The 25,752-nt window shown below is 60.5% G+C and carries 22 protein-coding genes; 11 read left to right on the top strand and 11 right to left on the bottom strand.

All coding sequences use genetic code 11. From position 1 onward, the window contains the following. Positions 1 to 7 precede the first annotated feature (7 nt). Positions 8 to 361, bottom strand: a complete 354-nt coding sequence (locus ACZ9J7_RS02670) for a hypothetical protein (protein WP_476206798.1) — start codon at positions 359 to 361, stop codon at positions 8 to 10. 546 nt (positions 362 to 907) lie between these two features. On the opposite strand from ACZ9J7_RS02670, the gene ACZ9J7_RS02675 reads away from it, so the two are divergent. Further along, positions 908 to 1,798, top strand: coding sequence for a hypothetical protein (locus ACZ9J7_RS02675; RefSeq protein ID WP_476206800.1), 891 nt, complete (start codon positions 908 to 910; stop codon positions 1,796 to 1,798). Positions 1,799 to 2,282: 484 nt separating this feature from the next. On the opposite strand, the gene ACZ9J7_RS02680 is transcribed toward ACZ9J7_RS02675, so the two are convergent. Together ACZ9J7_RS02680 and ACZ9J7_RS02685 are read right to left on the bottom strand one after the other, a co-directional pair. Further along, positions 2,283 to 3,176: a hypothetical protein gene (locus ACZ9J7_RS02680; protein ID WP_476206802.1), complete on the bottom strand. Its 894-nt coding sequence runs from the start codon at positions 3,174 to 3,176 to the stop codon at positions 2,283 to 2,285. 313 nt (positions 3,177 to 3,489) lie between these two features. Continuing rightward, entirely contained in the window at positions 3,490 to 4,191 is a 702-nt protein-coding gene (locus tag ACZ9J7_RS02685) for a GntR family transcriptional regulator (RefSeq protein ID WP_476206804.1), read from the bottom strand. Positions 4,192 to 4,492: 301 nt separating this feature from the next. Between ACZ9J7_RS02685 and ACZ9J7_RS02690 the strand changes: the two genes are divergently transcribed. The 7 genes from ACZ9J7_RS02690 (at position 4,493) to ACZ9J7_RS02720 (ending at position 9,962) form a co-directional block, all read left to right on the top strand. Beyond that, complete coding sequence (locus ACZ9J7_RS02690) at positions 4,493 to 5,323, top strand: ABC transporter substrate-binding protein (RefSeq protein WP_476206805.1); 831 nt, start codon at positions 4,493 to 4,495, stop codon at positions 5,321 to 5,323. A 4-nt stretch (positions 5,324 to 5,327) separates the two neighbouring features. Continuing rightward, entirely contained in the window at positions 5,328 to 6,287 is a 960-nt protein-coding gene (locus ACZ9J7_RS02695; protein WP_476206807.1) for an amino acid ABC transporter permease, read from the top strand. Further along, entirely contained in the window at positions 6,284 to 7,048 is a 765-nt protein-coding gene (locus tag ACZ9J7_RS02700; RefSeq protein WP_476206808.1) for an amino acid ABC transporter ATP-binding protein, read from the top strand. Before ACZ9J7_RS02695 ends, ACZ9J7_RS02700 begins: the two co-directional genes overlap by 4 nt. Before the next feature lie 23 nt (positions 7,049 to 7,071). Further along, entirely contained in the window at positions 7,072 to 8,247 is a 1,176-nt protein-coding gene (locus ACZ9J7_RS02705; protein ID WP_476206810.1) for an alpha-hydroxy acid oxidase, read from the top strand. A 444-nt stretch (positions 8,248 to 8,691) separates the two neighbouring features. Then, positions 8,692 to 9,201, top strand: a complete 510-nt coding sequence (locus tag ACZ9J7_RS02710) for a hypothetical protein (RefSeq protein WP_476206812.1) — start codon at positions 8,692 to 8,694, stop codon at positions 9,199 to 9,201. A gap of 313 nt (positions 9,202 to 9,514) precedes the next feature. Continuing rightward, positions 9,515 to 9,775, top strand: a complete 261-nt coding sequence (locus tag ACZ9J7_RS02715) for a hypothetical protein (protein WP_476206814.1) — start codon at positions 9,515 to 9,517, stop codon at positions 9,773 to 9,775. A gap of 34 nt (positions 9,776 to 9,809) precedes the next feature. Next, on the top strand, positions 9,810 to 9,962 hold the full coding sequence (locus tag ACZ9J7_RS02720) for a hypothetical protein (protein WP_476206816.1): 153 nt from the start codon (positions 9,810 to 9,812) through the stop codon (positions 9,960 to 9,962). 375 nt (positions 9,963 to 10,337) lie between these two features. On the opposite strand, the gene ACZ9J7_RS02725 is transcribed toward ACZ9J7_RS02720, so the two are convergent. From ACZ9J7_RS02725 to ACZ9J7_RS02745, 5 genes are all read right to left on the bottom strand, one after another. Further along, entirely contained in the window at positions 10,338 to 11,675 is a 1,338-nt protein-coding gene (locus ACZ9J7_RS02725; RefSeq protein ID WP_476206818.1) for an O-antigen ligase family protein, read from the bottom strand. Between the two features lie 313 nt (positions 11,676 to 11,988). Further along, on the bottom strand, positions 11,989 to 13,251 hold the full coding sequence (locus ACZ9J7_RS02730; protein WP_476206820.1) for a MinD/ParA family ATP-binding protein: 1,263 nt from the start codon (positions 13,249 to 13,251) through the stop codon (positions 11,989 to 11,991). A gap of 344 nt (positions 13,252 to 13,595) precedes the next feature. Then, complete coding sequence (locus ACZ9J7_RS02735) at positions 13,596 to 13,748, bottom strand: hypothetical protein (RefSeq protein WP_476206822.1); 153 nt, start codon at positions 13,746 to 13,748, stop codon at positions 13,596 to 13,598. Between the two features lie 270 nt (positions 13,749 to 14,018). Continuing rightward, positions 14,019 to 14,846, bottom strand: coding sequence for an MBL fold metallo-hydrolase (locus ACZ9J7_RS02740; protein ID WP_476206824.1), 828 nt, complete (start codon positions 14,844 to 14,846; stop codon positions 14,019 to 14,021). Between the two features lie 83 nt (positions 14,847 to 14,929). Beyond that, on the bottom strand, positions 14,930 to 16,129 hold the full coding sequence (locus tag ACZ9J7_RS02745; RefSeq protein ID WP_476206826.1) for an IS110 family RNA-guided transposase: 1,200 nt from the start codon (positions 16,127 to 16,129) through the stop codon (positions 14,930 to 14,932). 741 nt (positions 16,130 to 16,870) lie between these two features. On the opposite strand from ACZ9J7_RS02745, the gene istA reads away from it, so the two are divergent. Continuing rightward, a complete protein-coding gene (gene istA, locus ACZ9J7_RS02750; protein WP_476206828.1) occupies positions 16,871 to 18,424 on the top strand; it encodes an IS21 family transposase in 1,554 nt (517 codons plus the stop codon). After that, entirely contained in the window at positions 18,421 to 19,170 is a 750-nt protein-coding gene (locus ACZ9J7_RS02755) for an ATP-binding protein (protein ID WP_476206829.1), read from the top strand. Before istA ends, ACZ9J7_RS02755 begins: the two co-directional genes overlap by 4 nt. 1,294 nt (positions 19,171 to 20,464) lie before the next feature. Here ACZ9J7_RS02755 and ACZ9J7_RS02760 read toward each other — a convergent pair. From ACZ9J7_RS02760 to ACZ9J7_RS02770, 3 genes are all read right to left on the bottom strand, one after another. Continuing rightward, positions 20,465 to 21,154, bottom strand: coding sequence for an acyltransferase (locus ACZ9J7_RS02760; RefSeq protein WP_476206830.1), 690 nt, complete (start codon positions 21,152 to 21,154; stop codon positions 20,465 to 20,467). A 61-nt stretch (positions 21,155 to 21,215) separates the two neighbouring features. Then, positions 21,216 to 22,466: a hypothetical protein gene (locus ACZ9J7_RS02765; protein ID WP_476206832.1), complete on the bottom strand. Its 1,251-nt coding sequence runs from the start codon at positions 22,464 to 22,466 to the stop codon at positions 21,216 to 21,218. Positions 22,467 to 22,545: 79 nt separating this feature from the next. After that, a complete protein-coding gene (locus tag ACZ9J7_RS02770) occupies positions 22,546 to 24,078 on the bottom strand; it encodes a tyrosine-protein kinase domain-containing protein (RefSeq protein ID WP_476206834.1) in 1,533 nt (510 codons plus the stop codon). A gap of 373 nt (positions 24,079 to 24,451) precedes the next feature. Here ACZ9J7_RS02770 and ACZ9J7_RS02775 point away from each other — a divergent pair, with 373 nt between their 5' ends. After that, on the top strand, positions 24,452 to 25,288 hold the full coding sequence (locus ACZ9J7_RS02775) for a glycosyltransferase family 2 protein (protein WP_476206836.1): 837 nt from the start codon (positions 24,452 to 24,454) through the stop codon (positions 25,286 to 25,288). Positions 25,289 to 25,752: the final 464 nt, after the last annotated feature.

Raw genomic sequence — 25,752 nt, forward strand, 5'->3', positions numbered from 1 at the left:
GGTGGGCTCACTCAACGCGTGCCGAACGCCTGATCATAATGATCCGGACGGCGACTCCGGCGATCACCATGAAGACGCCCAAGGCCATGAGGCTCCAGACGGGGACGGAATCGGCATCGATGTTTTTGTAGCAGACGGCGGCCGCCCCGATGCCGGCCTTCTGCAGGCCGATCAGTTCAGCGGCATGGCTTTCCCGCAGCAGCGGGCTGCCGCAGAGGGGACCCGAGGGCTGGAGTCCGATGACGAAGCCCAGGATGTACACGTCCAGTCCCGCGGCAACAATCCACATCCACATGCGCCGCCGCCACAGCCCCTTGTCGCGGACCTTGATGGTCTTGGCCGGGGATTCTTGCATCGCCATGGTTCGAGCATAAGCCCAGCCGGCACCAGGCTGGTTTCGGCAGCCATGATGAAATCAGGCGGGGCCGCCAGGACAATGCGGCTATTGCCCGTGGGCGGGATCGCGGTTTATGAACTGGTAACTGTCGTAGCAGTCACGGGAGCAAAATTCCGCAGAGGGAGTTTGAGGTAGGGGTCCGCCGCAAAACCTGCATTTTGGAGCGGATCGAAAAATCCTAAATACGGTCGTCAGCATGGATGAAGGCTAGGCTCCCGCGCGGCAGATTTGACCAGTAACCGATACTTGAATTTCCCAGCCCGGATACCTGCCGAACGGTTCCTCCAAATGGTCCTCGAAACTGTCCTCGCTTGGGGGAGGGTACGCACCCATCTCAAGATTTGCAGAATGCGCCTACTTAATATGGCGAACGACAGAAGGGTACCTATTCAGCTCCCCTGTATGCGTCGGGCACTACTGGCTTTCCTGATTCCGCCGTAGGCTTATGCTCTCGGATTTAGGCGAGGGGCCGAATACCGCTAGGCCGGCCAGGAAAGCCGCGTAGATGCAATGTACCAGCACCGCAGGAAATTTGTATCCATAATTGGGCTGCTCACTTTGGTGCTCTCCCTGACCAACTGTTCCAACGATGGCGGCGGTGGCGGCAACCATTCGGATCCTCCAACCCCACCATCAGGGGAACAGACCGACCCCCCACAGGACACTGGCACCGCGTGGTACAACCGCCAAGGGTGCCCAGCGGACCGGCCCGTCCCCGTCCAATACCCGGAGAACGACGACCTTTACGAAGGATTGACTATTTGCTATTCGGGTTATGGACCGGTCGAGACCAATTCGGTGTTAAGCAACCACGGGGACAAGGTATGGGCATTTGTTCCGGGTTCGCTGGAGCCCTACGTATCGCACACGGACGAAGCAGGCTATTTCCGTACCACTTTTCTTTCCAATACAAGCCAAAAGTGGTTCCTGGCGCCCGGAGAGGTGGCGCAACCGAAAATCTGGCTCTACGACTGGTCACCGGATTCAAAGCAGACCACAGCCTGGGCAGGGTACAAGCTTGCAGCTGACAGGTACAAGGAGATGGATCAGTCGCTCTACCTGGCAATACTCAAACACCGTGACCCGAAGGCGGGGGCGTTGGCATCGTGCGCCAAGTCAGCGGGCGAGTCCGTGACCTCCTTCCAAGACCTGACGGACTCCTCCAGTGCCCTTCGGAGGTTCAGTGCCTCGCTCAAGGCCACAACCACCGGATCCTCCTGCCTTAAGGCTGTGAAGGACCTCGACGCCGACAACCCTGAGGTAGCTGGCAAGGTTTCCCGCTGGGAGGCTTATACCGACAAGGCGGTGGAGAGTTCACCGACCGCCACGAAGATTGCCGCTGCCTTCGAAGACATCTTCAAATTTTGCTCCCGTGTGAATGTGCCCAAAATAGGTTGTTAACCCGCTTCGCGCCAGGGCCATGTCAGCCCTGCTGCCCGAGCTTCTTAAGGTTCAGCGAGCGGCTCCTGATTCCCTCGATGTGGCTGTTAATCGCGGCCGTTGCGCCGTAGGATCTCCGGCCTTGAAGGCGTCGATGATGGCCTGGTGCTCCTGCACCGTGTGCCGCTCATGTCGTTGTGCACCATGAGCCGGAACCGTGACGAACAAGCCCACCCATCCGCGGAGCGTTTACGGCGACCCTTGCCGGACTGGCTGGAATAAGGGACCGGCCCCGACTGCTGGCTCGCGGGATCATGGCCAGCATCTTTGAGGCGTTAGGGCGTTGGCGACGCCACGGCCTGTGACAGGTCGGCGAGCGTGAACAGGCCTCCGGGTTGGTTTGCTGAATAGGGAATGGCCCGCAGCCCGCGCCGGTTGATCTCCCGGCGCGAGTAGCGGACATCGTACCCCGATAAATGCAGGGCGGCGTTGCGTCGAGGTCACCCTACTGTTTTGTAACCGGCCCTCCACTCGCCCAAGCCGTGCGCGTGATTCCGATGCAATGCCTCGGGTTGTTAGCCTGCGCTGTTAGTCCCGAATAGTAGTCGTGCGTAAAACCGGAATTATTGTTATAGATCGAGTTTGGGATTGGATTCGAGGGTGATTCGTCCACGTTCGCATACCCCTTGCCAGTCTTACAGTTCACAGATGCAGCAGGCTGGTGAATGTCAACCATAGGTTTCGGGGAAGTACCCTTTGCGTCGTAATAACCGGTAATTGCATGTCCCCATTCGTGTTTGATCACGTTATGTGCACCGTAATTAAGCTGGGACAGAGTGATCTCGGAAAAGGTTGGGGCTGTGCCAAGTGGCCATGTAAGACCTCCGTAGTGTCCGATGTTGTCTGTCGCACTGGTGCCAAAGTCCCAACCGTAGGACTGCCAGAAAACGATATACGAGTCGTAGCCCGCGTCCTGGTCCGATTTCGTTGTCCGAGGATCAGGCGTCCAACCGCCGTTGCCGTCGGGAACGAGCGACGTGGCGTCTAGGGGCTTATTGACACTTTTCACTGTCAGCCTGGGATGCTGCATCCCCGAGGAAAGCGTCGGGACGTCAGTGTCGACGAATCCGGCCATACTTGTCTTGATGTTGGTCACTTCGTCGGGCATGAGGCTCCCAACGAGCCTGTGGGAAACGCCAGATGCTGCGTAAGTGATGTCTGTGTACGGATAGATGAGGACTTCGATTTTCCACGCAGGAGCTGGGGTGACTGCCGCCGCTGGAACGGTTAGCCCGGTTAGCGACAAAACCAGCGTCGCCACTGCAATAAAGGCGCCACGAAGTGTCCCCGGGCGTGGCTCATGTGGAGCCCGCTCGTGGAAGGGTAGTTCAGATCTCATGAATAACTCCCGTTGCTCACCAAGCACTTGCTTACTAGTGCGCAGCCCGGCGGTAGGCCGGCAATGGAGACCATACGCTGGAATTTCGTCGGGGATGCCTGGCAATAAACCTTGGGCGTCAGATACTCCCCGTGATGCGCCAGAGACGGCGCGGCGCGATAGGAATTGGTGTCAATCCTCAGAAACTAAGTAGGATCGAGGATCCTCAGAGGGCTAGTACCTGTCAACAAGTTCCGCCCCCTTCTTGGGAATGGGAGATACCACTCTCCTAAATGCGATGTGCCGGACTGGATCCGACCGACGCATCAACCGTTCAGCCCTGCTGCCCGAACTTCTTCAGGCTCAGCGAGCGGGACCTGATGCCCTCGATGTGGGCGTTCATCGCGGCCGTTGCCGCGGCGCAGTCCCCCGCTTTGAAGGCGTCGATGATGGCCTGGTGCTCCTGCACGGTGTGGTCGCCGCTCATGTCGTTGTGCACCATCAGCCGGAACCGCTGGATGTGCCCTTCGATGGATCCGTAGGCCCGGAGCAGGAACTCGTTGTCGGTGGCCTCGACGATGCGCCGGTGGAAGTTCTCGTCCGCCTGCCAGTAGGCGCGGTATCCGGCGAAGGTGTCCCCGCCGTGGCGTGACGCCTCCAGGTCGCGGTGGAACCCTTCCAGGTCCGCCACCAAATCCTCGGTCGAATTCGTGCAGGCAATGCTGGTGCACGCAGGCTCGAGGATCTGCCGCGAGGTCAGCAGCGCCGCGATGTCGCTGGCGGTCGGTTCCGGCGCCACCTTGTAGCCCCGCAGCGCTTCCCGCCGCACCATGCCCGTCGTTTCCAGGCGCGCCAGGGCTTCCCGCACAGGGGTGGAGGAAACCTTGAACCGCTTGGCCAGCCCGTCAATGCTCAGCGGTGATCCGGTGGAGATCTTGTCGTCCAGCAGCAGGGACAGGATCGCCTCAAACACCTGGTCCACCAGCATGGGCCGGCCGGGGATCAGGACTTCTTCTTCGGGCGAAGCGGCGTTCATTTCGGAATCCTATGTGAAGTAAGGGTCAGTCGGAGGGCACCATCAGCAGCGCCCCGTCACAAACCAATCAGCTCGAGAAGGGTGTTTGCAGAAAATCGTGCATGATGTACGGTACATGATACCGGACCGCAAAGTGATTTGTACCACAACTAAGGCTGCCCGCCCAGGTTGGAAGCTCTCCTACCACCCCTCCTCCCCCACTTCCGAAGGCGTGTAGATGATTCAGTTTCGATCGATGTTGGCAAGCGTCGCCGCAGTGTCCATGGCCGGCGTGCTTCTCTCCGGATGCTCCAATCCCAGCGTGACCTCTTCTGCCCAGTCCCAGACCCCCAACCCCTCAGGCTCCGCGGAGGCCGTCAAGGTCGATGAAGCCGCCGCGGCAGCCCTGCCCAAGGAAGCCAAGGACAAGGGGACGCTCACCATCACCATGAGCCAGAGCTCCCCGCCCCTGCACTTCATGGCGCCGGACGGGACCACCACGGTTGGCGTGGACCCGGAGATCGCCATGGCCCTGGGACAGACCCTCGGCCTCAAAACCGAAGTCAAGAGCGGACCGTTCGATGGCATCATCCCCGGCATCTCTGCGGGCAAGTTCGATATGGCCATCTCCCAGATGTCTCCTTCGACCGAGCGCATGAAGGTGCTCGACTTCGTGGACTACTACCAGTCGGGCAGCGGCATCGGGGTGGCTCCGGGCAACCCGCAGCACCTCACTGTGGACACCCTCTGCGGCAAGCACGTGGGCGTGCTGAAGGGGTCTTTCCAGGACCTCAAGCGCCTTCCCGCCCTGTCCAAGGCGTGCACGGACGCCGGCAACCCGGCCATTGAAGCCATGACCTACCCGGACATGCAGGCTCCCAACCTGGCGCTGACCGCCGGCCGCATCGACGCCGTCTACATCGACGGACCCACCCTGGGCTACGCCATCAAGCAGGGCGGCCAGATCGAGCTGCTCGGCGAAAAGGACGTCTCCCCCGTCAGCATCGGCTTCAAGAAGGGCGCGGGCCTGGAGAAGGCCATCGAGCTGGGCATGGAGTCCCTGGCCAAGAGCGGCAAGTACAAGGAGATCCTGGACAAGTGGGGTGTGGGCAGTGGTGCAATCTCTGACTTCGCCTTCAACAAAGCGCAGTAGCAGCATGGCCAACACAGCCACGGAACCCAACGCCACGGCATCCGCCGGGGAGGATCTGGACCGCCAGCTCCTCATGGGCCGTCCGCACCAGCACCACGGAGGGTTGTGGCTGACGGCGGCGATCGTCCTGTTCGCGATCTTCCTGGTGGCCTACTCCCTGGTCACCAATCCCCGCTTCGAGTGGAACGTGGTGTTCGGCTGGTTCACCTCGGAACGCCTGTTCACGGGCCTGCTGCGGACGCTGGGACTGACGGCCATTTCCATGGCCGTGGGAATCGTCGTCGGCGTCCTGCTGGCGCTGGCCCGGCTCGCGCCGAACGCCATCGTCGCGGGGACGGCCGCCTTCCTGGTGTGGCTCTTCCGCGGGGTGCCGGTGTTCGTCCAGCTCCTTTTCTGGGGCTTCATCGCGGCCATCTACCCGCGGATCGCCGTCGGCGTCCCGTTCGGGCCGGAGTTCTTCTCCGTGGATGCCAACGTGCTGATCACCCCGTTCATGGCGGCCATCCTGGGGCTGGGCCTGAACGAAGGCGCCTACATGTCGGAAATCGTCCGCGCCGGGCTCCTGAGCGTCAACCGCGGGCAGACGGAAGCGGCCACGGCCCTGGGCATGCGGCGCTTCCACATCCTGTCCCGGGTTGTGCTGCCGCAGGCCATGAAGATCATCATCCCGCCCACCGGCAACCAGACCATCTCCATGCTGAAGACCACCTCCCTGGTCAGCGTCCTGGCCTTCCCGGAGCTGCTGTACTCAGCGCAGCTGGTCTACAGCGCCAACTTCAAGACCATCCCGCTGCTCATCGCCGCCAGCATGTGGTACCTGCTGGTCACCAGCATCCTGAGCCTGGGGCAGTACTTCATCGAGCGGCACTTCAACCGGGGCGGCATCACCGCCGGACGCAGCAGCAGGCGCCGCAAGGCCAAGGCGCCCGGCTCCCCCACCCCAGCAGAGGAGGTTCGGCCATGACGGACGTGATGATCGAGGCACAGGGGGTCACCAAGAGCTTCGGCGACCTCGAGGTTCTCAAAGGCATCGACCTCACCATCCCCAAGGGCAGCGTCACCTGCATCATCGGGCCGTCCGGGTCCGGCAAGTCCACGTTCCTGCGCTGCATCAACCAGCTGGAAACGCTCGACGGCGGGTACATCCTTGTGGAGGGACAGCCGGTTGGGGTGAAGGTCAGGAAAGGCCGGCTGCACGCGCAGAACAATGCTGAGGCGGCGAAGATGCGCGAGAACATCGGCATGGTGTTCCAGAGCTTCAACCTCTTTCCCCACATGACGGTGCTGGAGAACATCTGCGAGGCACCGGTCAGGGTGAAGAAGGAGAGCCGGAAGGCCGTCCAGGACCGGGCAAAGATCCTCCTGGAGCGGGTGGGCCTGTCCGAGAAAGCGCACTCCTACCCGGCGTCCCTGTCCGGCGGCCAGCAGCAGCGCGTGGCCATCGCCAGGGCACTGGCCATGGAGCCGCGGCTGATGCTCTTCGATGAACCCACATCCGCCCTGGACCCGGAACTCGTGGGCGAAGTCCTGGACGTGATGCGCAAGCTCGCAGACGGCGGGATGACCATGATCGTGGTCACCCACGAGATCGGCTTCGCCCGGGAAGTTGGCGACCACCTCATCTTCATGGACGGCGGCGGCATCGTGGAGCAGGGCGACCCCCGGACCGTCCTGCGCGAACCACGGCACGAACGCACCAAACAATTCCTGGCGAAAGTAATTTAGACCTTCACATTGGAGCAGGACCCTTGAGAAACAAATGGATTGTCAGCATCGATGACTACCGCAAGGCTTCCCGGAAGCAGCTTCCGAAGATGATCTCGGATTACTTGGAGGGCGGCGCGCTGGACGAAACCACCATGCGCGCCAACGAGGACCGGTTCGACGCCCTGATGCTTCGCCAACGGTCAATGGTGGACCTCCGGGGACTCAGCACGTCCACCACCGTGCTGGGCCATTCCCTGGCCATGCCGCTGATGGTGGCACCCATGGGAATGCTCACCATCTTCCACCCGGGTTCGGATCCTGCCGTTGCCCGGGCCGCGGTCCGGGCAGGGTCCATCTTCATCCACAGCGCCTGGGCCGGCTGCTCGCTGGAAGAGGTGGCCAAGGTGGCGCCCAACAACCTGTGGGCGCAGATCGCCTTCTGGAAGGATCCGGAGGAAACCGCCAGCTACATCAATCGGGCACGGGCGGTAGGCGTCGAGACGCTGGTGGTGGCGGGCGACGTCGGGTCCTCCAGCAAGCGCGAACGGGACCTTCACCACGGGCTGTCCATGCCGCCGCGCCCGCCGGTGGCGGACTACTTCAACGCCGCCACCCGCCCTGCCTGGCTGTGGCGGTGGCTCACCGGCCGGAAGATGACGTACGGGAACTACCAGATCAACGGCCGCCCGCTGCGCATGGACGAGATGAACAACTGGATGGCTTCCAACAAGAACCCGGGCGCCAACTGGGAGGACTTCGCCAGGCTCCGTTCCGAGTGGAAGGGGAACCTGGTGATCAAGGGCATCATGGACGCCGAGGACGCAGCCCGAGCAGTGGACGAGGGCGCCGACGGCATCTTCGTCTCCAACCACGGCGGCCGGCAGTTTGACTCCCAGCCCGCCACCATCGACGTCCTGCCGTCCATCGTTGACACCGTGGGCGGCCGCGCGGAGATCTATCTCGACGGCGGCATCCGGCGCGGCCACGACATCGTCAAGGCCGTGGCACTGGGCGCCAAGGCAGCCCTCGCCGGACGTCCTTTCGCCTACGCCCTTGCCACCGACGGGGAGTCGGCGGTGGACCGGGTGTTCAGCATTCTGCAGGACGAGTTCAAGGGGGCGATGGGGTTCGTGGGCAAGTCCTCCGTCGCGGACCTGGATAGCAGCATCTTCGCAGGGTTGGGCCAGGCGGCGCCGGCTGAAAGGGTGCTGGTCTAGCAGCCGCTGCACGAAAGGTGCCCCCCGGTTCATTCCACGGGGGCACCTTCTGCGTGGAGGGAGTTTGGAGTAGGACGGCGTCCGGGAACCGATTCCGGCGAGTGGCCGCACCTGCTGGGGGTTTTCGAAGCTCTACGCGCCCGGGAGCCATGCCCAGCGACCGCTCGTTCCGGGAAAGCTGCCGTGTACGGCAATAAAGCGGCGGAGGATTCAAGGCCTTCTGAATCTAAGCGCTGAGAGGCCGCTGCCTGTCGGGAACCATACGGCGAAAGCACCTGTGTTCCCGATCAGTCACGCGTATATGCTCGCCCAGATCCCCTTAGCCCTTTTGGCGGGCCAATCTTGTCGGCGCCCGCGCCTTCCTGCGATGCCGCACATGGCTGGGTGGCGATCCATTGGAGGTGGCCCGGCACAGAACATAAGCGGCTAAGCCAAAATTTTCAGGTGCCGCTTTCTGCCACTTATGGCCCTGCCGCCGTGGCAGAATCCACTCCCCTGAAAACGGCCATCGTGGAGCAGATCGGCGAAAAGCTCATCTACTGGGATGACTTTGAACGGGCCAACGGAGCACTGGGGACCGCCCCGTCAGGTCAGGTGTACGACGTGACGGGCGCCGGGCTGCCACAGATCGCGGGCGGAGCGCTGGTCTGCACCGCAGTCGGGTCAGGTTACGCTGGCTTCCCTATAGCCTCCGGCCACCGCCTAGACGTCAAGTTCAAGGTGCTGACGACCGGAGGGGCAACCACCCTAGTAGCGATCGTGGTCGGCGCCGGGTACAACAGCACCGCACTGATTGCCGACTCCGGGCACTTCATCGTCCAGCGGGACAAATGGAGCTTCCAGTACCGGGCGGCCAACACCACCACGACAGTACGGGACGGATTCTTCGCCACGCCCCTGACAGCGGGCAGGAATACCTGTGGGAGGTCGTCCTGGAGGACGACGGCACAGTGACCTACCTGCTTGAGACGGCAACGGCACTTACTGCCACAACTGCTACAGCGGTGGCGACGGGCCGAAACTCGGACATCCGCTCCGACTTCACCAACCAAACCAGTTGCCTGGTAGCGGCTGACAGTGGGCAGTCGTTCGGGCACGGCTTCACCGGGGCAACAAACATCGTTATGCAGAACGGGGTGTTGATTAGCAACGGAACCGCTGGGCAGTACTACATGGACACCCGCACAGCACCCCTCACCTAGCCGGCTACCACCGTGGGCTGTGAGGTGGTGTTCTTCGCTGGCACATCATCCTCAACACGGACCGGTTGGAATACTACGTCAACGAAACCGGTAGCGCTCCGGCCGCTGTTCTCATCAAGACGCAGACGCTACCGACACCCCTTGTCCAGCATGCAGACCAGGCGTCATGGATCGCGGCGGGCAGGCATACCAACAAGGCCGTCACGATCATGACCGGCGACACCGCCGTCACGTTCATCAACGGGGTAGCACTGTCAGCCATCACCCCCACACCGGCACCAACGGCACCGACCGTTACCCATTCTGGAAGGCTTACAAGCCCGTAGTGGGCGTCACCATCTGGGCCGGTACTGGGCGGAAATGACCGCTCGCACCCCAGCAGGGGCCACCGCGCAGGCGGCCGCAGCGGGGCAGAAACGGGGAGACGACGCCTACAGCGCGGCACCCACCACAACCGTCCGCATCCCCGCCACCCAGTTCTTCGCCCTGACCGGTCGCCCGCGCTTGGCATGAACGCGCTTGGAGTCCCAAACTGGGCGCTGGACAGTGCGGCAACCGAGGATATCCGGGCTCAGGTGTACGTGCCGAGTAGCTGGTCAACCTATGACATTGTGCTGATCACTACCAACCCGACGGCGGGCGCGGGTGATGTCCGGTTCCAGGCCCCCGTCCACGTCCTGGGAAATGATGGGTCCGCCATCATCGGCGCCCAACAGATATCCTCCCAGGTCACCGCCACGGCGCCCGCTCAGGGTGTCCGCAAAGACGTGACCGTCGTTGGTGCACTTGCCCGCCCGTCATCCGGACCGTTCGCCGTAACGGGGCCGCCGCCCTGGACAGGCTCGCCGCCGACTACTCAGTGCAAGCCGTCGAACTCCGCAAAATGTCCTAGGACTGTGACTTGAGTGCAGCGGACTGCCGCTGCATCGAGGCCTTCTGATTGCGGACAAGAATGGATCTTGTCGCTGACGGTTCCGAAGGAACATCTTTGGAAACAGGCGCTGGTTTAGGCATCAGGTGTTCGCTGATCATAGCCAAAGCCAGCGCCAACCAGATGTACCGGTCCCAAATCTGGTTGGAGAGAATGGCAGCCGCGAGGTAGCCCATGTAGCCGGACCAGAGGGCAACGGACACCCTGGCTTTTACCCGCCGGGCACGAAGGTAAGCCAGGACCGGAGTAAGGACTAGTAGCAGGGCGGCGATGATTCCCCAGACTCCGGCGCAATCCCACATCTGAAGGTAGAGGGAATGGCCGTCACGAGCATCCGCAAAACCCGTTCCGATAAACGGGCTGCCATCGATTCTGTCCCACACACGGTCGTAGTGCTCCGACCGCCCTAGGTCGGCCTGTTCCGCAGTGCCCCCACCGAGGAGCCGGCCAATAGCATTGTTCGAACCGGAGATGTCGATGTAACCCATGACGATTGCCAGCACACCGCCGCCCGTTGCCAGCACCAGAAAGCCGGTCAGCTTGCTGGCACCGATCCCCAACACCGTCAGCATGACCACAACAGCAACAGCGACTACCCCGGCGCGTGAGCCGCCGATTACCGTGCCCCATACGCAGGTCACGATCCCGGCGATTGCGAGCAGGCCAAGCATCTTGCTCTTGGTGGCCAGCAGGAGAGCTACCCAGACACCTACGGCAAGGGCTGATGAGAGGGCCAAGTGATTTGAGTGCAAAGCCAGGCCTGAGGGTCGCGGGTTCACCTTGTCAGCGATAGCGACAGCGCAGGACACCGAGGCCCCGAGCCCGTAAGCGAGGCCTAGACCTATCAGGGTTCCCTTTGTCGGCTTCAGCAGGCGCACGAGGGCCAGCGATAGGACTATAGCGATGGCGTACTGCATCATCTGGGAAAACGATGTTCCCGGATCCTGCGACACCGTAATGGAAGCGAGGGAGCCACCGCCGACCATCAGAGCAAGCACCCCAATGAATCCCTTCGCGGATCGAGGAAGTGGCAGCGTGTCCCGTGCTGCAAAGAGCGCCACACCGACAGCGGCAACGAGGAACACATCTCCTACCGTGAGCGCTTCAGCAAGACGCACCGCAATCATTGGGGAAAAGAAGTAGGCGGCGAATGCCAGCACAAGGACCATGGCACGCAGTCCTTTGGCAAGTACCAAGAGAACCGCGAGTAGGAGCGCGAGGATGCCTCCAGCAACAACCAGGCTGTTCGAGGCCAGCGCCACAATGATCAGCAGAACGCCAACAGCGCCGGTCAAGGCAACAGCCCAAGTGGCGCCGTCAATAGGCGTCTTCAACTCCGAGCGCTGCCGTCTTCAATGAACATGGAAGCAATCGCGCAGGCTGCAGCCAGTATCCATGCGGTGATAGTGACGAAGTCGAGGTTAGCCGGGCCGGACTCACTCGGCATGAACAGAGCGACACCGCCCAAGAAAAACCCTGCCACCAAGACTCTCAAAACGCCGACCAAGCGCACGTCACTTATTCCCCCACGTTTCATGGGACAAGATTATCAGTCCGTCCGAAGGGGTCAGATAAATCCACTTATGCAACACCCCGGAACTTTCGCTATTACCGATACCCGTCCACAATTGCCGCTGCGATTTCCTTGTAGGCACGCCGCGTCTCCGGCTTCAGCACGTCCAGGGTCACCAGGTCACCGTCAGCCACACCACGGTCGTGCGGCACAGCGATCAGCTCTCGGCAAATCCCGGACAGGTGCTCCTCAATGGCGTCCTTGTCAACGCGGGAGGACACCTCGTCCTTGTCCGTGATGACCACGATCGCATTGCGCGCAAGGTCCTCGTAGCCGTGGCTTGCCAGCCAGTGCAGGGTGCTGCGGGCCCGCTTGGCGCCGGACACTGCATAGCCAGCGGCGATCACAAGGTTGTCGGCCGACTGCAGGATGCCGCTCATGGCATTATGGGTCACACCGGTGCCGCAGTCCGTCAGGGCCACAGAGTAGTAGCTGGAGATGAGCTTGCGGATCCGGAGGTATTCCTCCGCCGTCAGGGAGTCCGAGACTTCCGGATCCTGCTCCCCCGCGATCAGGTGCAGCCGCCCGGCGTGGTGCATGTACCGGGCAAGGGCGGTCAGCGAGTCGATGGAGTCGATGTTCTCTAGCAGGTCCGTGATGGTCCTCGGGCTGGACTGCTGGTAGATGCCCTCACCCAGCGCGCGCTCGACCAAGTCGCCTGAATCCGGGTTGGCGTCGATAGCGCAGGGAGCGTCCCCGCGGTATTCGGCCAGGGTCAGGCCGACACCCACGGTGGTGGAGGTTTTGCCGATGCCGCCCTTGAGGCTCAGGATGGCCGTGTTGTAGCTGCCCTGGAGTTGGCGGGAGATGCGTCGGCCCAGCTCGTCCTCCTGGCGCTGCTTGGGTCCCGGGCCCAGGTTCCAGGCGCCGCCCGTCAGGTTGTAGAGGGCGCCGCGGATGCCTCCGCGGGGGCGCGGCTTCTGCTCCTTGACAAACAGGCCCGGCGAGCCAATGAAGTCGGGCATGGGGCTGTCGGCAATTTCATCGGCCACGGTGGGCCGGCTCCGCCGGAAGGAAGGGGTCCCGGCCGGAACGTCCGACGCCGGGGCAGCAGCTTGGTCGGCTGCCTCAGCGGGCGCGGAGTCCAGCGGTGTGGGAGCTGAGGAGATTGGGCCCGGCACCGGCTGGGCCGGGGCCGGCGCCGCAGGAGCGGCAGGAACACCTGGGGCAGCCGCTGACGGTGCACGGGACGGTTTGTTGGCGTCGGCTGCGGCCGCCGCTTCCGCCCAAGAGGATCGGCGTGTCACCGGCTTGCCGGCGTCACTGGAACTGGACATTTCGGGGGTAACGGCTGGCATGGTTCCTGTCCAGGCATCCTGCTCTGAGCCGTCGGCACGACGAAGGTCGCGGCGTCGGCGCAGTCGCGGCTGCCCTGCATCCTCTGCTTGGGCGCCTGCATTCTCATCCGCCGGATGTGGCATGTGTGTCCCCCCGGACGTTTCGGCAAGCGGTTATGCGGCACTGGTTCAATCAATAAGTCTAGGGGGTCCGGCAGGGGGCGCTGGCCCAGTGTCTCCTGGTCAGTGGTGGATCAGAGCAGCGGAAACTACCGCGGCGGTGAGAACCAGGAGTACGGCAAGGACGGCGTAGCTCACCCATCTGGGGCGGCCTTTGTGGGGGTTGATGTCGACATACGGCATGGTCAGCGTTGATTACCTCTGGGTGCGGGTGCGGGCCGGATGGGGATCCGGAGTGCGCGGCGCTTGAGCCGCAGCATCTGGTAGAGGACGGCGAAGGGAACCAGCAGGGTTCCAAGCAGTGCGGTCAGTGCAATCACGTAGTCCGAAAGAACCACAAAATCCTCCATTGGTAAGCAGTCTTTCCATCCCGTTCATCATCACCCAACCATGAGTCAACGTATTTGACAAATTGAGTCAAACCAGCGAGCGTCCCCCTACCTCCCGCGTCAAGGCTGGAGGAGGACGGCGGGGCCGGAGCAGTCGCCGCCGGCGGGCAGGGCGGTGAGACGCAGGTGCAGTCCGTTGCGGCCCTGAGGCGACCGACGGGGACGTGATCTACCAGGGGCTAGGAAACCAACTTCAACGTTCCCTAAGGGGGCATGTGGTTACGACGCGTTCTGGCTGCTGCGCCAGTTGTCCTGCAGGCGCTTGATGAACCAGCGGGATTGCTCCGGGCCGTACGGCAGAACCGGGATGGCCTTGGTGGCGTCGTTGGGGGCATCGCGGATGGATTGGCGAGCCTGGCGAACGGCCGTACTCATAGTGTTGGCCATGGTTCTGACGAACTGGTCGCTGCACGGATTCCCATGGCCAGGGATGAGGAATTCGTAGCGATGGCGCAGGGCTGAGATGTGTCGCAGGGCGTCTGCCCACTCTTCCGGGTAGGAGTCCTCGAACGAGGGGTGGGCAGCCTGCTCCACAAGGTCGCCCACATATAGAGTTGTGGAAGTTCCAACCAGTAGGTCTCCACCGGTGTGGCCGCGGCCCAGGTAGAACAGGGTTGCAGTCAGGCCACCAAGGTCTACGAGGACGGGCTGGTCCTTGACGATGGCGTTGGGGGCCACAAGCTCCACATTCTCGCCCTCACTGGCGGCCATCTCAGGTTCCAGGGTTCCAACTTGCCGGCGCTGCGCGTCGCCGCGACGGTCGATCTCGATTGCACAGTTCTGGTGGGCCCAGAACTCGGTCACGCCCGCCTCAGCGAAGACGGCGTTGCCAAAGAAGTGGTCGTAGTGGGCGTGAGTGTTAACGACCACAATGGGAAGTTCAGTCTTCTCGCGGACGGCATCCAGAATCTCGCGTCCCTGGCGCGGACCGCAGCCAGTATCGATGACCATGGCGCGTTCGGAACCAACGATCAGGCCCGTGTTCAGCAAGGATCCTTCAGTGACCAGCACATAGTTGTCCGTGCCGACTTCGAGCCATTCCGACATTGTTTCTCCGAACCTCCGGCCGTGCAGTGTGCATTTGTCTTGGTGACCGATTGTACCCATGGGGGGTGTCCCTATGCTTTTGGTCAAGCGGCCAGGGCGGGTTTTTCCTCGTAGAAGGTGCCGTGTTTGAGCATTGCGTAGATGACGTCGCAGCGCCGGCGGGCCAGGCAGATGACGGCGGCGTTGTGCTTCTTCCCCTGTGCCCGTTTCTTTTGGTAGTAGGCCTTCGATGCGGGGTGGTGGCAGCTGGCGATCCAGGCGGATCTGAAGAGGGCGTTCTTGAGTTGTTTGTTCCCTGATCGTGCGGGGAATTCACCGCGTATCGAGGTGCCGGAGCGTCGTGTGACAGGGGCGATGCCTGCGTAGGCGGCGAGGTGCCCGGGAGAGGTGAAGGTGCCGGCATCGCCGATGGTCAGGAGTATCGTCGCTGCGGTCTTGATGCCGACTCCCGGCATGGACATCAAGACCTGGGAAAGAGGGAAGTCATCGAGGAGCTTGTCGACTTCTTCGGCCACGATGGCTCGCTGGTGTTTGAGTTCCTTGATCTGGGCGGCGACGCGGGGGATGACCAATTCGACGGCTTCGGTGCCGATCACGGTGACCGTCTGCTCGCCCAGTGCCGTGAAGACGGCGTCAACCAGGTTCACCGGGTCCTTGCGGCTGTGGTTCCTGGCCCAGCGCAACACGTTGGATCGCCCCGCGGCCCGCAGGCCGGTCGGTCCGGCATATTTGATGAACAGCTCCAGGACCAGGGACCGGGTCAGCACTGTCCCCGGGAAGACTCGCTCCAGGGCGGGGAAAATCTGCAGCAACAGCGACCGCAGCCGGTTGATCGCCCTGGTGCACTCATGGGTCAGGTCCGCGTCGAATCCGGAGAGCACCTTTAGGGCCGCGAGCACCTCGCTGTCGCGGTCAACGGCCCGCAGCGTGTGCGGCATCGCACGTGCAGTCTCGGCGATGATGAACGCATCACGTGCATCCGTCTTGGACTTTCCCGGATACAGGTCAGCGGCTTTACGCATCGCCAGGCCGGGCAGGTAAGCAACAGTGCAGCCGCAGTCTCTGGCCACGGCTATCGGAAGAGCGCCGATGGTGTTGGGCTGGTCGACGATCACGAGCACGCGGCCGTGCTGCTGTAGCCCGGTGAACAGCTCGCGCAGCCGCGCCTCATCCTGAGGCAGGGGCCTGTCGAAGACCCGTTCGCCAGCTGCGTTCAATGCCGCGGCGTGGTGCTCGGATTTGCCCACATCAAGCCCGCAGAAAATCTCGTATCGTTCGTCCATCCGGCGCTCCTTTGCACCACTTATGGCCGCAGTCACGACACCCGATGCTGGCACCCACGTTACAAAGAGACCTGGCCCCATCGGAAGGAGCCGGCCGTGTCCCTATCAGCAGTCAACGCGTGCCTCCGAACCCGGCGACAACACCCCCCGGATCATCAAAGACAGGGCAAGAAAGTCATACCGGATCCAGCGACCAAATCCCCGACCCTCGGGGACCCAATAAATGTAACGGGCACTGCAGTCCTGCCAGATCCTCAGACTGTCCTTTTCGTGTCCAAGTCACCACAGGCATGATCTAGGGAAGCCCTTAAATTAGCACTCGGGATGTACCTAATCGTTGTCACCACGTATCGTCAAGACACCGGCGCAGAGGTCAATGCAGACCTATATATCGTTGACTCGCAGTCGAAATCAAAGCTGCGGAAGTCTTCCGGCGGAGGTGCTATACCCGGATTGCCTTCCCGCCACGAACGGAAGGTGTACTGGGTCGTGAACATGCCCCGCGTGTGAAAGTTTGCCGTAGTGAACTGAGGCTCACTCGGAACGAATAACAAGCGCGGAGATGGAGCCGCCGAACTGGGACTGAATATTCGCTCTTGAGGGGTCCATGTGTGGTGCGGGTTAGCGCCAGGGTCCGATCCCACGATTTGCGCTGGTCGGCGCCGGTGTTGGTGTGGTTGAGCGCCACCTGTAAGGCTCCTTCCACCGCGTGACGGCCACGTGGTGGAAGGAGTACCGGTAATGGTACGGAAGATCAGGGCGAAGCTCGTCTTGCAGTTGCGCAATCAGGGCCTGTCCGGCAGAGCGATCTCGCTTGCTCAGGGCATGTCGAGGCACAGCATTCAGGCGGTGATCGACGCTGCGGATCAGCTCGGGCTCGGTTGGGACGACGTTGCGGAGAAATCTGAGGGCGAGGTGTATCTGACGCTGTTTCCCGGTCGCGGGGTGCGGGAGAGCGTGTTCGCGCAACCGGACTGGATTCAGGTGCACCGTGAGCTGGCAAGGGTCGGGGTGACGTTGAAGCTGTTGCATCAGGAGTATCTCGACGGGTGCAGTCGGGCCGGGCAGGCGGCGATGAGTTATGACCGGTTCTGCAGGCTTTATGGCGATTACGCGAATGTCACTGGCGCGTCGTCCCGGGTCGGCCATAAGGCCGGCCGCAGCGTCGAGGTCGACTGGTCAGGGCCTACGCTGCAGCTCGTTGACCCGGCAACGGGAGAGATCTCGAAGGTGTATCTGTTCGTCGCCTGCCTGCCGTTCAGCAGGTATGCGTTCGTGGAGGCGACGTTGGATATGCGGCAGGAGTCGTGGCTGCGGGCGCATGCGGCGATGTTCGCATTCTTCGGCGGCACGGTCCCGCGGCTCGTCCCGGACAACCTGAAGACCGGGGTGATCTCTCACCCGCGCGAGGGCGAAGTCGTCCTCAACGACGCCTACCGGGAGTTGGCGGCGCATTATTCGGCGGCGGTACTACCTGGCCGGGTGCGGCACCCGAAAGACAAAGCGAGCGTCGAAAACACTGTCTCGCACATCGCCACCTGGGTGATTGCGGGTCTGAGGCAGGAGCAGTTCGCCAGCCTGGTGCAGCTGCGGGCCCGGATTCGGGAGCAGATCGATGCCTACAACCGAGAGCCGTTCCAGAAGCGGGAGGGCTCCCGGTTGAGCGTGTTCACGGCCGAGGAGAAGCCGCTGCTGCAACCGTTGCCGGCGGTGACGTTCGAGATCAGCACCTGGACCTATGGGCGCAAAGTAGGCCGGAACGGACACGTGGTCTGGGCAAAGAACTTCTACTCAGTCCCGTTCACCCACATCGGCGCGCATGTTGATCTTCGCGTCACGGACACCATGCTCGAGATCTATCGGGGTGATGAGCGCCTGACCAGCCACCTGCTGCTGCCCGTGACGATGACGAACCAGTATCGGACGAACGAAGCCGACCTTCCTGAGGGGCACAGCTGGCAAGCCTGGGACCGGGCCCGGATCGACGCCTGGGCCTTACGGATGGGACCGGCGACCGGGACCGTGATCGAGAAGATCTTCCAGTCCGTCCGCATCGAGGAAGCCGGCTACGACCCGGCCCTGGCGGTCCTGCGCCTGTCTCGCAGGTTCTCACCAGCCCGGGTCGAAGCCGCATGCCAGCTCGCGTTGCGCGGGCCGATACGATCGCCCCGTTACGCCCACCTGCGGCCGATCCTGGACACCGGGCAAGACAAAACCGGGCACGTCGAGGACCCTGATGACGAAGATGGCGGATACGTGCGCGGCAGCTCCTACTACGCAGGAGGGACCCGATGAGCCGCCTGGACACGGAAACCAAACGCAAGCTGCGGGAGATGAACGCGGGCGAGCTGCTGGAGGCCATCGATACCCAAGATGAGACGCTGAGCATTAGCCTGCCGTTCGAAGATCGTCTCCGGCTGGTCGTCGATGACGCCTACGCCTCGTTCACCCATGCCAAAGTCAGCGGCCTGATCCGGCGAGCGGGGCTGCGCTACCCGAACGCTGACTTGCGCCGCATCGACCTCCTTGACGAGCGAGGTCTTGACCGGCCGCTGCTGAGCCAGCTCGGCACCTGCTCGTTCGTGGCCCGGCAGCAAAACGTTGTCTTCCAAGGGTTCACCGGGTCGGGGAAGTCCTACCTGGGATGCGCGATTGCTAAACGAGCATGCGAACACCGCATCCGCGCGCATTACGTCCGCATGCCCGACCTCGAGGAAGCCTGGGTCGCCGCCCAAGACACCCCTGGCGGATCCGGCAAATTCCTGCGTAAATATGCGGCGTTTACCCTGCTGGTCATTGATGAGTGGCTGCTGGATCGACCCACGGAATCGATGCGCACCATGCTGCTGGAACTGATGGAACGCCGCTACGGTGAGACGTCAACAGTGTTCTGCACCCAGTACTCGCAGAAGGACTGGCACCAGCGGCTCGGCTCCGGGGTTCACGCCGATGCGATCATGGACCGGATCATCCACAACACGATCTGGGTCGAGACAGGCAGCTACAACATGCGCGAGCACACGGCACTCGTAACCGCCTAGCAACCGTCAAGGAGGGCGTCAGCGGTGCCAGGCCACGCGACCGCTGGCGCTCTCCCGCACGAACCCCGGCGCTGAACCGCACGAACAGGTGGCGCTCAAAGCTTCAAATACTCACTGGGACTGGCTGATGCGCGGAACGTTTCCTGAATCCGTAGCTGGTCAACCGGATTTCCTGGGCATCGAGGTCCGTGAGGGTCTATTCGGATCTTACTGCGGGATTCCGCGCCCTGATCCCACGTTCGCTCTGGCCCAACAAACCGGAGTTCCTGCCTCAGGTTCTCGGTGAGACTCTCAAACATTCGGGCCTGTCCGGCCTTCCGGCTGGTCTGCTGGTCCGCTGGTCCGCTGGTCCGCTGGTCCGCTGGGACAAGGGTCCATTAATTTCGGATGGTTCGGCGCCATCGCCCTTTCCCTTGTCTTCAGCCTGTTCGGTGGCGTGACGCCCCGCTAGACCGTGTGGTCCTCCGCGCTTACTCTCGTTGCTACCTGGGCCGTATTCACCGCGTTCAACGCAAGTCCTGGTTAGGATGCGGACGGGTGAACGGGGCGGGCTAATGGGCTTGCAGATCGCCTTGGTTGGGCGACTGTCGTGGCGTTCGTTGGGTGGGCCACGGAGGTTTAGCGCGCCCAAGGCAACGTCACAGCGGCTGTACTCGCGGGAACTGACCAAGAAGCGCGCTGCTACTCCCGCTTGAACCAGAAGTCCACGGCGACCATTAGGCCAGCTCCGGCCAGGGACAAACCCCATCCCGCCGACCGCGCTGCTGAGCGTTGCATCCCATCGGTCAGACCGTCTGCGATAACAACCATCTGCTGTCCTACGCGATCACTGTAGGGTCTTCTCGGCAACTGACCAGCACGGAAGACCCTTGCTGCATTGTTGACGATCTCGCTTCAGGGCTTGTCAAGAGGAATGAGGACGTCCTAACGTCAGGCGCAAAGGCGATACACCACAGATTTCGCCGATTCTCTTGGGCGATGGCGCGCCACGCCTCGAACACCGAAGACGGGCGAGTATCAGGCTGACAAATGCAAAACCCACATCGACCGGCACATACAAGGATCTCAATCCGGCATATGAAAGCGGGCCTGTGCTCTGAGGGCGTCACCCAAAACCTCGCCCTACTTGTCACTGACCATTGGTAGCGCATACAAAAGGTATATCAGCGTACAGGCCAGCCCCCTGTGCTTGTGCACTGAGTTCGTAACCGCAACTTCCATTTGCGGCAACCACGAGCTAGCCGGGCTATAAGGTTTTATCGCTTAGGACCCACCAATGAGCCAAAACTGCGTGTTACTGTCGCTGATTACCCACTTCGTCAGCCCTCAAGCCACCCGGCGGTCTCACCACTCCCTCTCGGCGCTTGAAATACTGCCCCTTCATCTCTGGCTTTACGACCTCACCCCTAGCAGAAACAACCAGGCCGCCTCCGGTGGGCAGCGATTTATCAATGGTTACACCCATGCCTACAACCGAGTAATCGGCTAGGACCGTTCCGGGGGTCACGTTTACGTTGGACGAAACTATGCAATAGGAGCCGAGCGTGATTGGAGCAATCGATTGTTCAGATGTTTTCCAGTTAATACCATGCGTAATAAAGGTCGACCTAACACCTGCAACAGTCGTGTAAGCACCTATCTCTATGCCTCCACTGCAATCAAGATAGTGGCGATTTGTAATGGCCGCCTTTGCTCCTATAAGAAGTCGCCCCGACTTCGGCCCGTAGGACAGGTCAGGAGCCGCAGAGATCCAGTTCAGCTGCCCTATACGTGCCCCCTCTTCAAGGCGCACTTCCTTCAGCGACCGCAGGCACGAAAAAGTACCGATACGGGCTTTAGGGCCAGCGTATAACCGATCAACGCCGATTAGTAGGCAGGGTTTTATTTCCGCGGTATCGTGAACATCAAAGCCAATACGATTCAAAATTCGGTTCTTCGCCCACCCACTTGGAAGTAGGCCCGCTAAGAGAGTGGCAATTTTCATAAGTGACCTTTCCAATAAGAGCCAATACGTCGGTACGCCTTAGCAAACTGACAACTCTGGATCATAAGATGCGATTCTCACGCCGCCGCCGTTGAGAGCGCACGCGACGACCCCAGAAGACGACTTCCAAAGCGACCGTTACAGCAAATCCTGTCCCGACACCGATAAGTGCCGCGGTAGCACCAAGTGGCACTAGCAGAAGGACTAGTGCGACTCCCGCAAGACTGCCAACAGAAGTGGCCATAACGAGCTGCCCACCACCGCCAACAGGTATAAGGCCGGCACGACTGCAAATACGTTCAAAGAAAATCAGGGAACAGACCGCGGCAACGACAGCTATCAAACCCAGATCAAACTGGATTTCACCGGCCCCTAAAAATACCCACAGCCAGGGCCCAAGGATGAACATACAAGTGGCAGCGAAGGCAGCGAGCAACCCACCCAAGGCTAAAGCTTTTCTGCTTCGAATGATGATGCCAGTTCTGGTCCGGCCTTTTGGAACCCACCCCTGAGCCACACTGATAATCGGCGCAATCCCTGAAATGAACTGCTTCTGAATTTTGTCGGCAAGTGCAAATGCAGGAAGAGCCGATGGCGCAACAACGCCCACCACCAAGACAGGCGCCGACAAGAACAAAACAGAAATTAAGCTCGAAGTCATTCCATGCGTCTGGATTCGCAGGGACTCAATCACCGATGAAAGAGTCATGGGAGCAACAGCTTCCATGCCAACTTCAAACCGTTTCGCCCACCGGGATATGACAACAAGCGTTATCGTCAACGCGACAATAATACCCAGTAACTGAATAATTAGCCCATTTTCCAGCGAGCAGCCTTGAGAGAGCGCCACAATTGCGGCAAGTGTTGCAACAGTACGAGGCACCGTTTCACACCACAGCAAGGCGAAAGGTCGCCCCAGGCCCACGAAAAACCAATTACTACTGAGCCCCGTCAGGGACGTTCCTAGTAATGCTAGGCCCGTTATCAATTCATTACCCGGGAAAATCCACCACGACAGCGCTGTTCCAATAGTGACGGCAGGAATACCAATTAGACACCGCCCAATTACCGACTTGCGAAATTCTAGGACTTGTTGGTCTATGCTGCTGCCTGCGATCATGGCAGGACCAGTTAAAGCCCATCCGTACCCCACGATCACGGCAAGGATGACTCCGAAAGCTTGGCCAATGGCGACTGAAGCCCAAACGGCTGCGCCCGCAACTTGCACCACAGCTGGTATGAACAGAAGCCCTGATACGCCTAGCAGCATTGTTGTAAGCGCATACCCCAGGACCAACCAAGTCTTGCCCAACCCTCTCCCTGTCGACGGTTGAAGCCTCTTTAGGGCACTGGTCATGTTGGGGCCTAGGCCGTCCACCTACCGTCGGACATTAGCGGTCCGTTCGTGACCGAAGCGGGAACGCAACGGCACGCCTTTGTTCCGCGAGTTCCGGCTCGTAAACGCTTCGGGCACCATCATGATTGGCGAAATGAGTACGACCCATGTCGTCCTCTACATCGCCTCCGGGCCCGCTAGAACGAAAGCCTCCGTTCTCGCGAGGCAGATGTCCGTGGCTAGCGTAGGCATAGGTTCCTCCACCGTACGCGTCGGGGCCTTTAGTGGCCGTCCTGTTGAGAACGATGCCCAGAACGCGCGAATTGACCATTTCCAACGATCCCAAGGATCGCTCAAGCTCGAGACGTTTAGTCCTCTGGGCCCCAACAACGACGATCGCGCCTTGTACGCTTTGGGCCAGGACTGCCGCATCTGTTACAGGCAGAAGGGGAGGGGTGTCGATGATCACAATGTCGAAGGTCATCTCGAGACGCTCTAAAAGGTTCTTCATTGCTGCCGATCCAAGAATCTCACTCGGATTGGGAGGGGTTTGACCGGCGGTCAGGACAAATAGGTTCTCGCTCCCCCATGGTTGGAGAACATCATCCAGATCGAGCGCTCCAACTAGCGCAGTGCTCAGGCCGACTCCGGTTTCCAGGCCCAAGTACTCGCCAATCATCGGTCTACGGAGGTCGGCGTCGACCAAGCAGACCGAACTTCCTGTCTGCGCGCAAGCAATGGCGAGGTTGATTGCAGTTGTGCTCTTCCCCTCACCTGGCATCGAAGAAGTGACCATTATGGCTCCACGCGAGGAAGTCATGGTGGCAAACTGCAAGTTTGTTCGCAGCTGCCGAAAAGCTTCAGCTCTCGGTCCTTGGGTTGGTACCTGGCTCAAAAGCGGGCTCTTACTCGCGTCCGCATCAAAAGCGATGCCGGCCAATACGGGCGAATCCGTAACGAGTCGCAGGTCAGCTTCGCCTCTGATTTTAGTATCGGTTGCACGTCTGATGAATGACGCCCCGACGCCTACGCCAAGTCCGAGTACGGCGCCAAAAAGTAGACTCAGCTTTGTATTCGGAGCGGACGGTGACTCCGGCGCCACAGCAGGCGTTATGACCGACAGACGTACCGGTGACACGTCACCAGGTCGGGTTGTCTCCAAGGTTTGAACGGCGTTTATGAGACTTTCTCCCACGGCCTTTGCTAGCGCTGATGCCTGTACCGGCGACGCGTCCGAAGCTCGGATCTTGATCAAGACAGTATTAAGATCCGCGCTTGCGGTAACGCGCTGAGCAAGCTCCTTCGGCCGAAGATCCAACCCGAGTGAATCAATAGCCGGCTGGAGCACAACCGGCGTGGTCGCAGCCTTTACATAGGACTGGACGCGAGCCTGCGTAAATGTATTGCCCTGCTGCAACTCTTGGACACTTCCAGAGTTCTGGATTGCCACGAACAACTCGGTTTCTGATGTGTACGTCGGCTTTTCAAGAAGAGAAAAGAGGCCGCCGCATACAACGCCCAACAGGCACATTGACACGATGATCAGCCAGTTTCGTCGCACTAGAGTAACCAGGTCCCGAATTTCCAAAGCTTCCCCCTGCGGTCTCGATCGACTGGCCCAAAGGTAGCGAGCCGGAAGTCGTCGTTAAGTCAGGTCATAGTGTACCTGCCGATTTGCAGTCGATCTGCATGCTGGATAGGTCGGCAATCATGCGAAGCGCCACGACCAGGGATCAGTGTCTGCGCCCTCTCCGGTCGCAACCTGAGGTCCGGGTGGTTCGTCAAAGTTGGAGCTACGGCCAGCTTTTAGTTTGGAGGTTTCGCGCCGCCAACGGCAGCACGCTGTTCCACTATCCTTTTGGGGAAGTAGCCAGTTTGGGAGAAGTAGCCAGCGTGGCACCTCTTGGCGGTCTGCACGACCACTTCCCCCACAGCAGATCATCTACCGTACGAAGGACGTTATGGACTCCGCTTCATCCCCGAAGATAAGTGCTGTGATTCTTACTCTCAACGAGGAAGAAACCATCGCAAACGCAATCAAGAGTCTTGGATGGTGCGACGAAATCTTCGTCGTTGACAGTGAAAGCAGCGATGCGACTTGCGACATTGCCGAAAGAATGGGGGCGAACGTATATAAGCATCGCCAAGAGGGCGTCTTTCTCATCAGTGAACAGCGGAATTGGGCAATGCATAACTTACCCGTGAAAGGTGACTGGATCCTGTTTCTTGACGCTGACGAGGAGTCTACAAATGAATTCGAGAATGAAGTCATTAAATCCCTCTCCGCATCTAGATACCAGGCCTTCTATGCCGCACCTGCGTTCATCTACTACGATAAGTGGATAAAGCACACCAGCGGATATCCAAATTGGCACCCTCGTATCGTCAAACGCGATTCCCCTGTCAGCTTTGTAGGAGGCGTGTGGGAGGACTTTAGCGACAAAAGATTAGTAGGATTCATCTCCGTCCCTTATATCCACGAAACAAATGCCAAAGGCTTTGAGGACTGGCTGATGAAGCATGTCCGGTACGCTAAATGGGAAAGTGCAAGAATCACCAACCAAGGTAATGCCCCCGTCAGTCCAGATAGACGCGGGGTCCTGCGAACCATTCGGTATCGACTCGGAGGACTACGCAAGTTTGCGTCTATTATTTATTACCTCGTTATTCGTCGAGGATTTCTCGATGGCCCTGAGGGTCGATCCTACTTGAGACGAATGTTCGTGTATGAACTCCTAATAGATGAGTTCTCGCTTGAACAAAATGAACAAGACAGAAGAAGGTCCGCAAATGACTGAGTCGAGTCAAACCGAAAATCCCGCTTATCCCTACTACACATTTGTTCTCGGGCGAGTCCACGACAAGATAGGAGGACCCACACGTACCATTTGGGGGTATGTCGAGGGTCTCGAAAGTATTGGGGCTCGAACCAAAATAGCAGGCTTGGGTACGACAGAGGAGATGGCGAAGAATTTCTCTGACTCGAAGGCAACCAAACTGCTGGGCATCAGCGGAACGATACCTGCTAAGTTGGGGGCGTTGTTTCGGCTCTTCAGGGGTCAGCGACCAGGAGGTGCCATCGTAGTCGTCGGAGTTTGGCACCTTTCTTTTTTTGTAATAGGCATACTCAACGCTTTGTCCGCGGTATTACTTAGACGCAAGAATCGGCCCGTAATTCTTATTCCCACGATGTCGCTCACGACTTACGACTGGGCCAAGCATCGCTTGGTGAAGCGATGCCTGAGGCCGGCAGTGAGCGTCA

It is taken from the genome of Pseudarthrobacter sp. TE9888 (genome assembly GCF_056279345.1).

Excerpts from the sequence above, each read along its gene's own strand:
- ACZ9J7_RS02670 (WP_476206798.1), bottom strand. The coding sequence starts at position 361 with ATGGCGATGCAAGAATCCCCGGCCAAGACCATCAAGGTCCGCGACAAG.
- ACZ9J7_RS02695 (WP_476206807.1), top strand. The coding sequence starts at position 5,328 with ATGGCCAACACAGCCACGGAACCCAACGCCACGGCATCCGCCGGGGAG.
- ACZ9J7_RS02700 (WP_476206808.1), top strand. The coding sequence starts at position 6,284 with ATGACGGACGTGATGATCGAGGCACAGGGGGTCACCAAGAGCTTCGGC.
- ACZ9J7_RS02775 (WP_476206836.1), top strand. The coding sequence starts at position 24,452 with ATGGACTCCGCTTCATCCCCGAAGATAAGTGCTGTGATTCTTACTCTC.
- ACZ9J7_RS02675 (WP_476206800.1), top strand. The coding sequence starts at position 908 with ATGTACCAGCACCGCAGGAAATTTGTATCCATAATTGGGCTGCTCACT.
- ACZ9J7_RS02740 (WP_476206824.1), bottom strand. The coding sequence starts at position 14,846 with ATGTCGGAATGGCTCGAAGTCGGCACGGACAACTATGTGCTGGTCACT.
- ACZ9J7_RS02720 (WP_476206816.1), top strand. The coding sequence starts at position 9,810 with ATGACCGCTCGCACCCCAGCAGGGGCCACCGCGCAGGCGGCCGCAGCG.
- ACZ9J7_RS02745 (WP_476206826.1), bottom strand. The coding sequence starts at position 16,129 with ATGGACGAACGATACGAGATTTTCTGCGGGCTTGATGTGGGCAAATCC.
- ACZ9J7_RS02685 (WP_476206804.1), bottom strand. The coding sequence starts at position 4,191 with ATGAACGCCGCTTCGCCCGAAGAAGAAGTCCTGATCCCCGGCCGGCCC.
- istA (WP_476206828.1), top strand. The coding sequence starts at position 16,871 with ATGGTACGGAAGATCAGGGCGAAGCTCGTCTTGCAGTTGCGCAATCAG.
- ACZ9J7_RS02755 (WP_476206829.1), top strand. The coding sequence starts at position 18,421 with ATGAGCCGCCTGGACACGGAAACCAAACGCAAGCTGCGGGAGATGAAC.
- ACZ9J7_RS02730 (WP_476206820.1), bottom strand. The coding sequence starts at position 13,251 with ATGCCAGCCGTTACCCCCGAAATGTCCAGTTCCAGTGACGCCGGCAAG.
- ACZ9J7_RS02680 (WP_476206802.1), bottom strand. The coding sequence starts at position 3,176 with ATGAGATCTGAACTACCCTTCCACGAGCGGGCTCCACATGAGCCACGC.
- ACZ9J7_RS02760 (WP_476206830.1), bottom strand. The coding sequence starts at position 21,154 with ATGAAAATTGCCACTCTCTTAGCGGGCCTACTTCCAAGTGGGTGGGCG.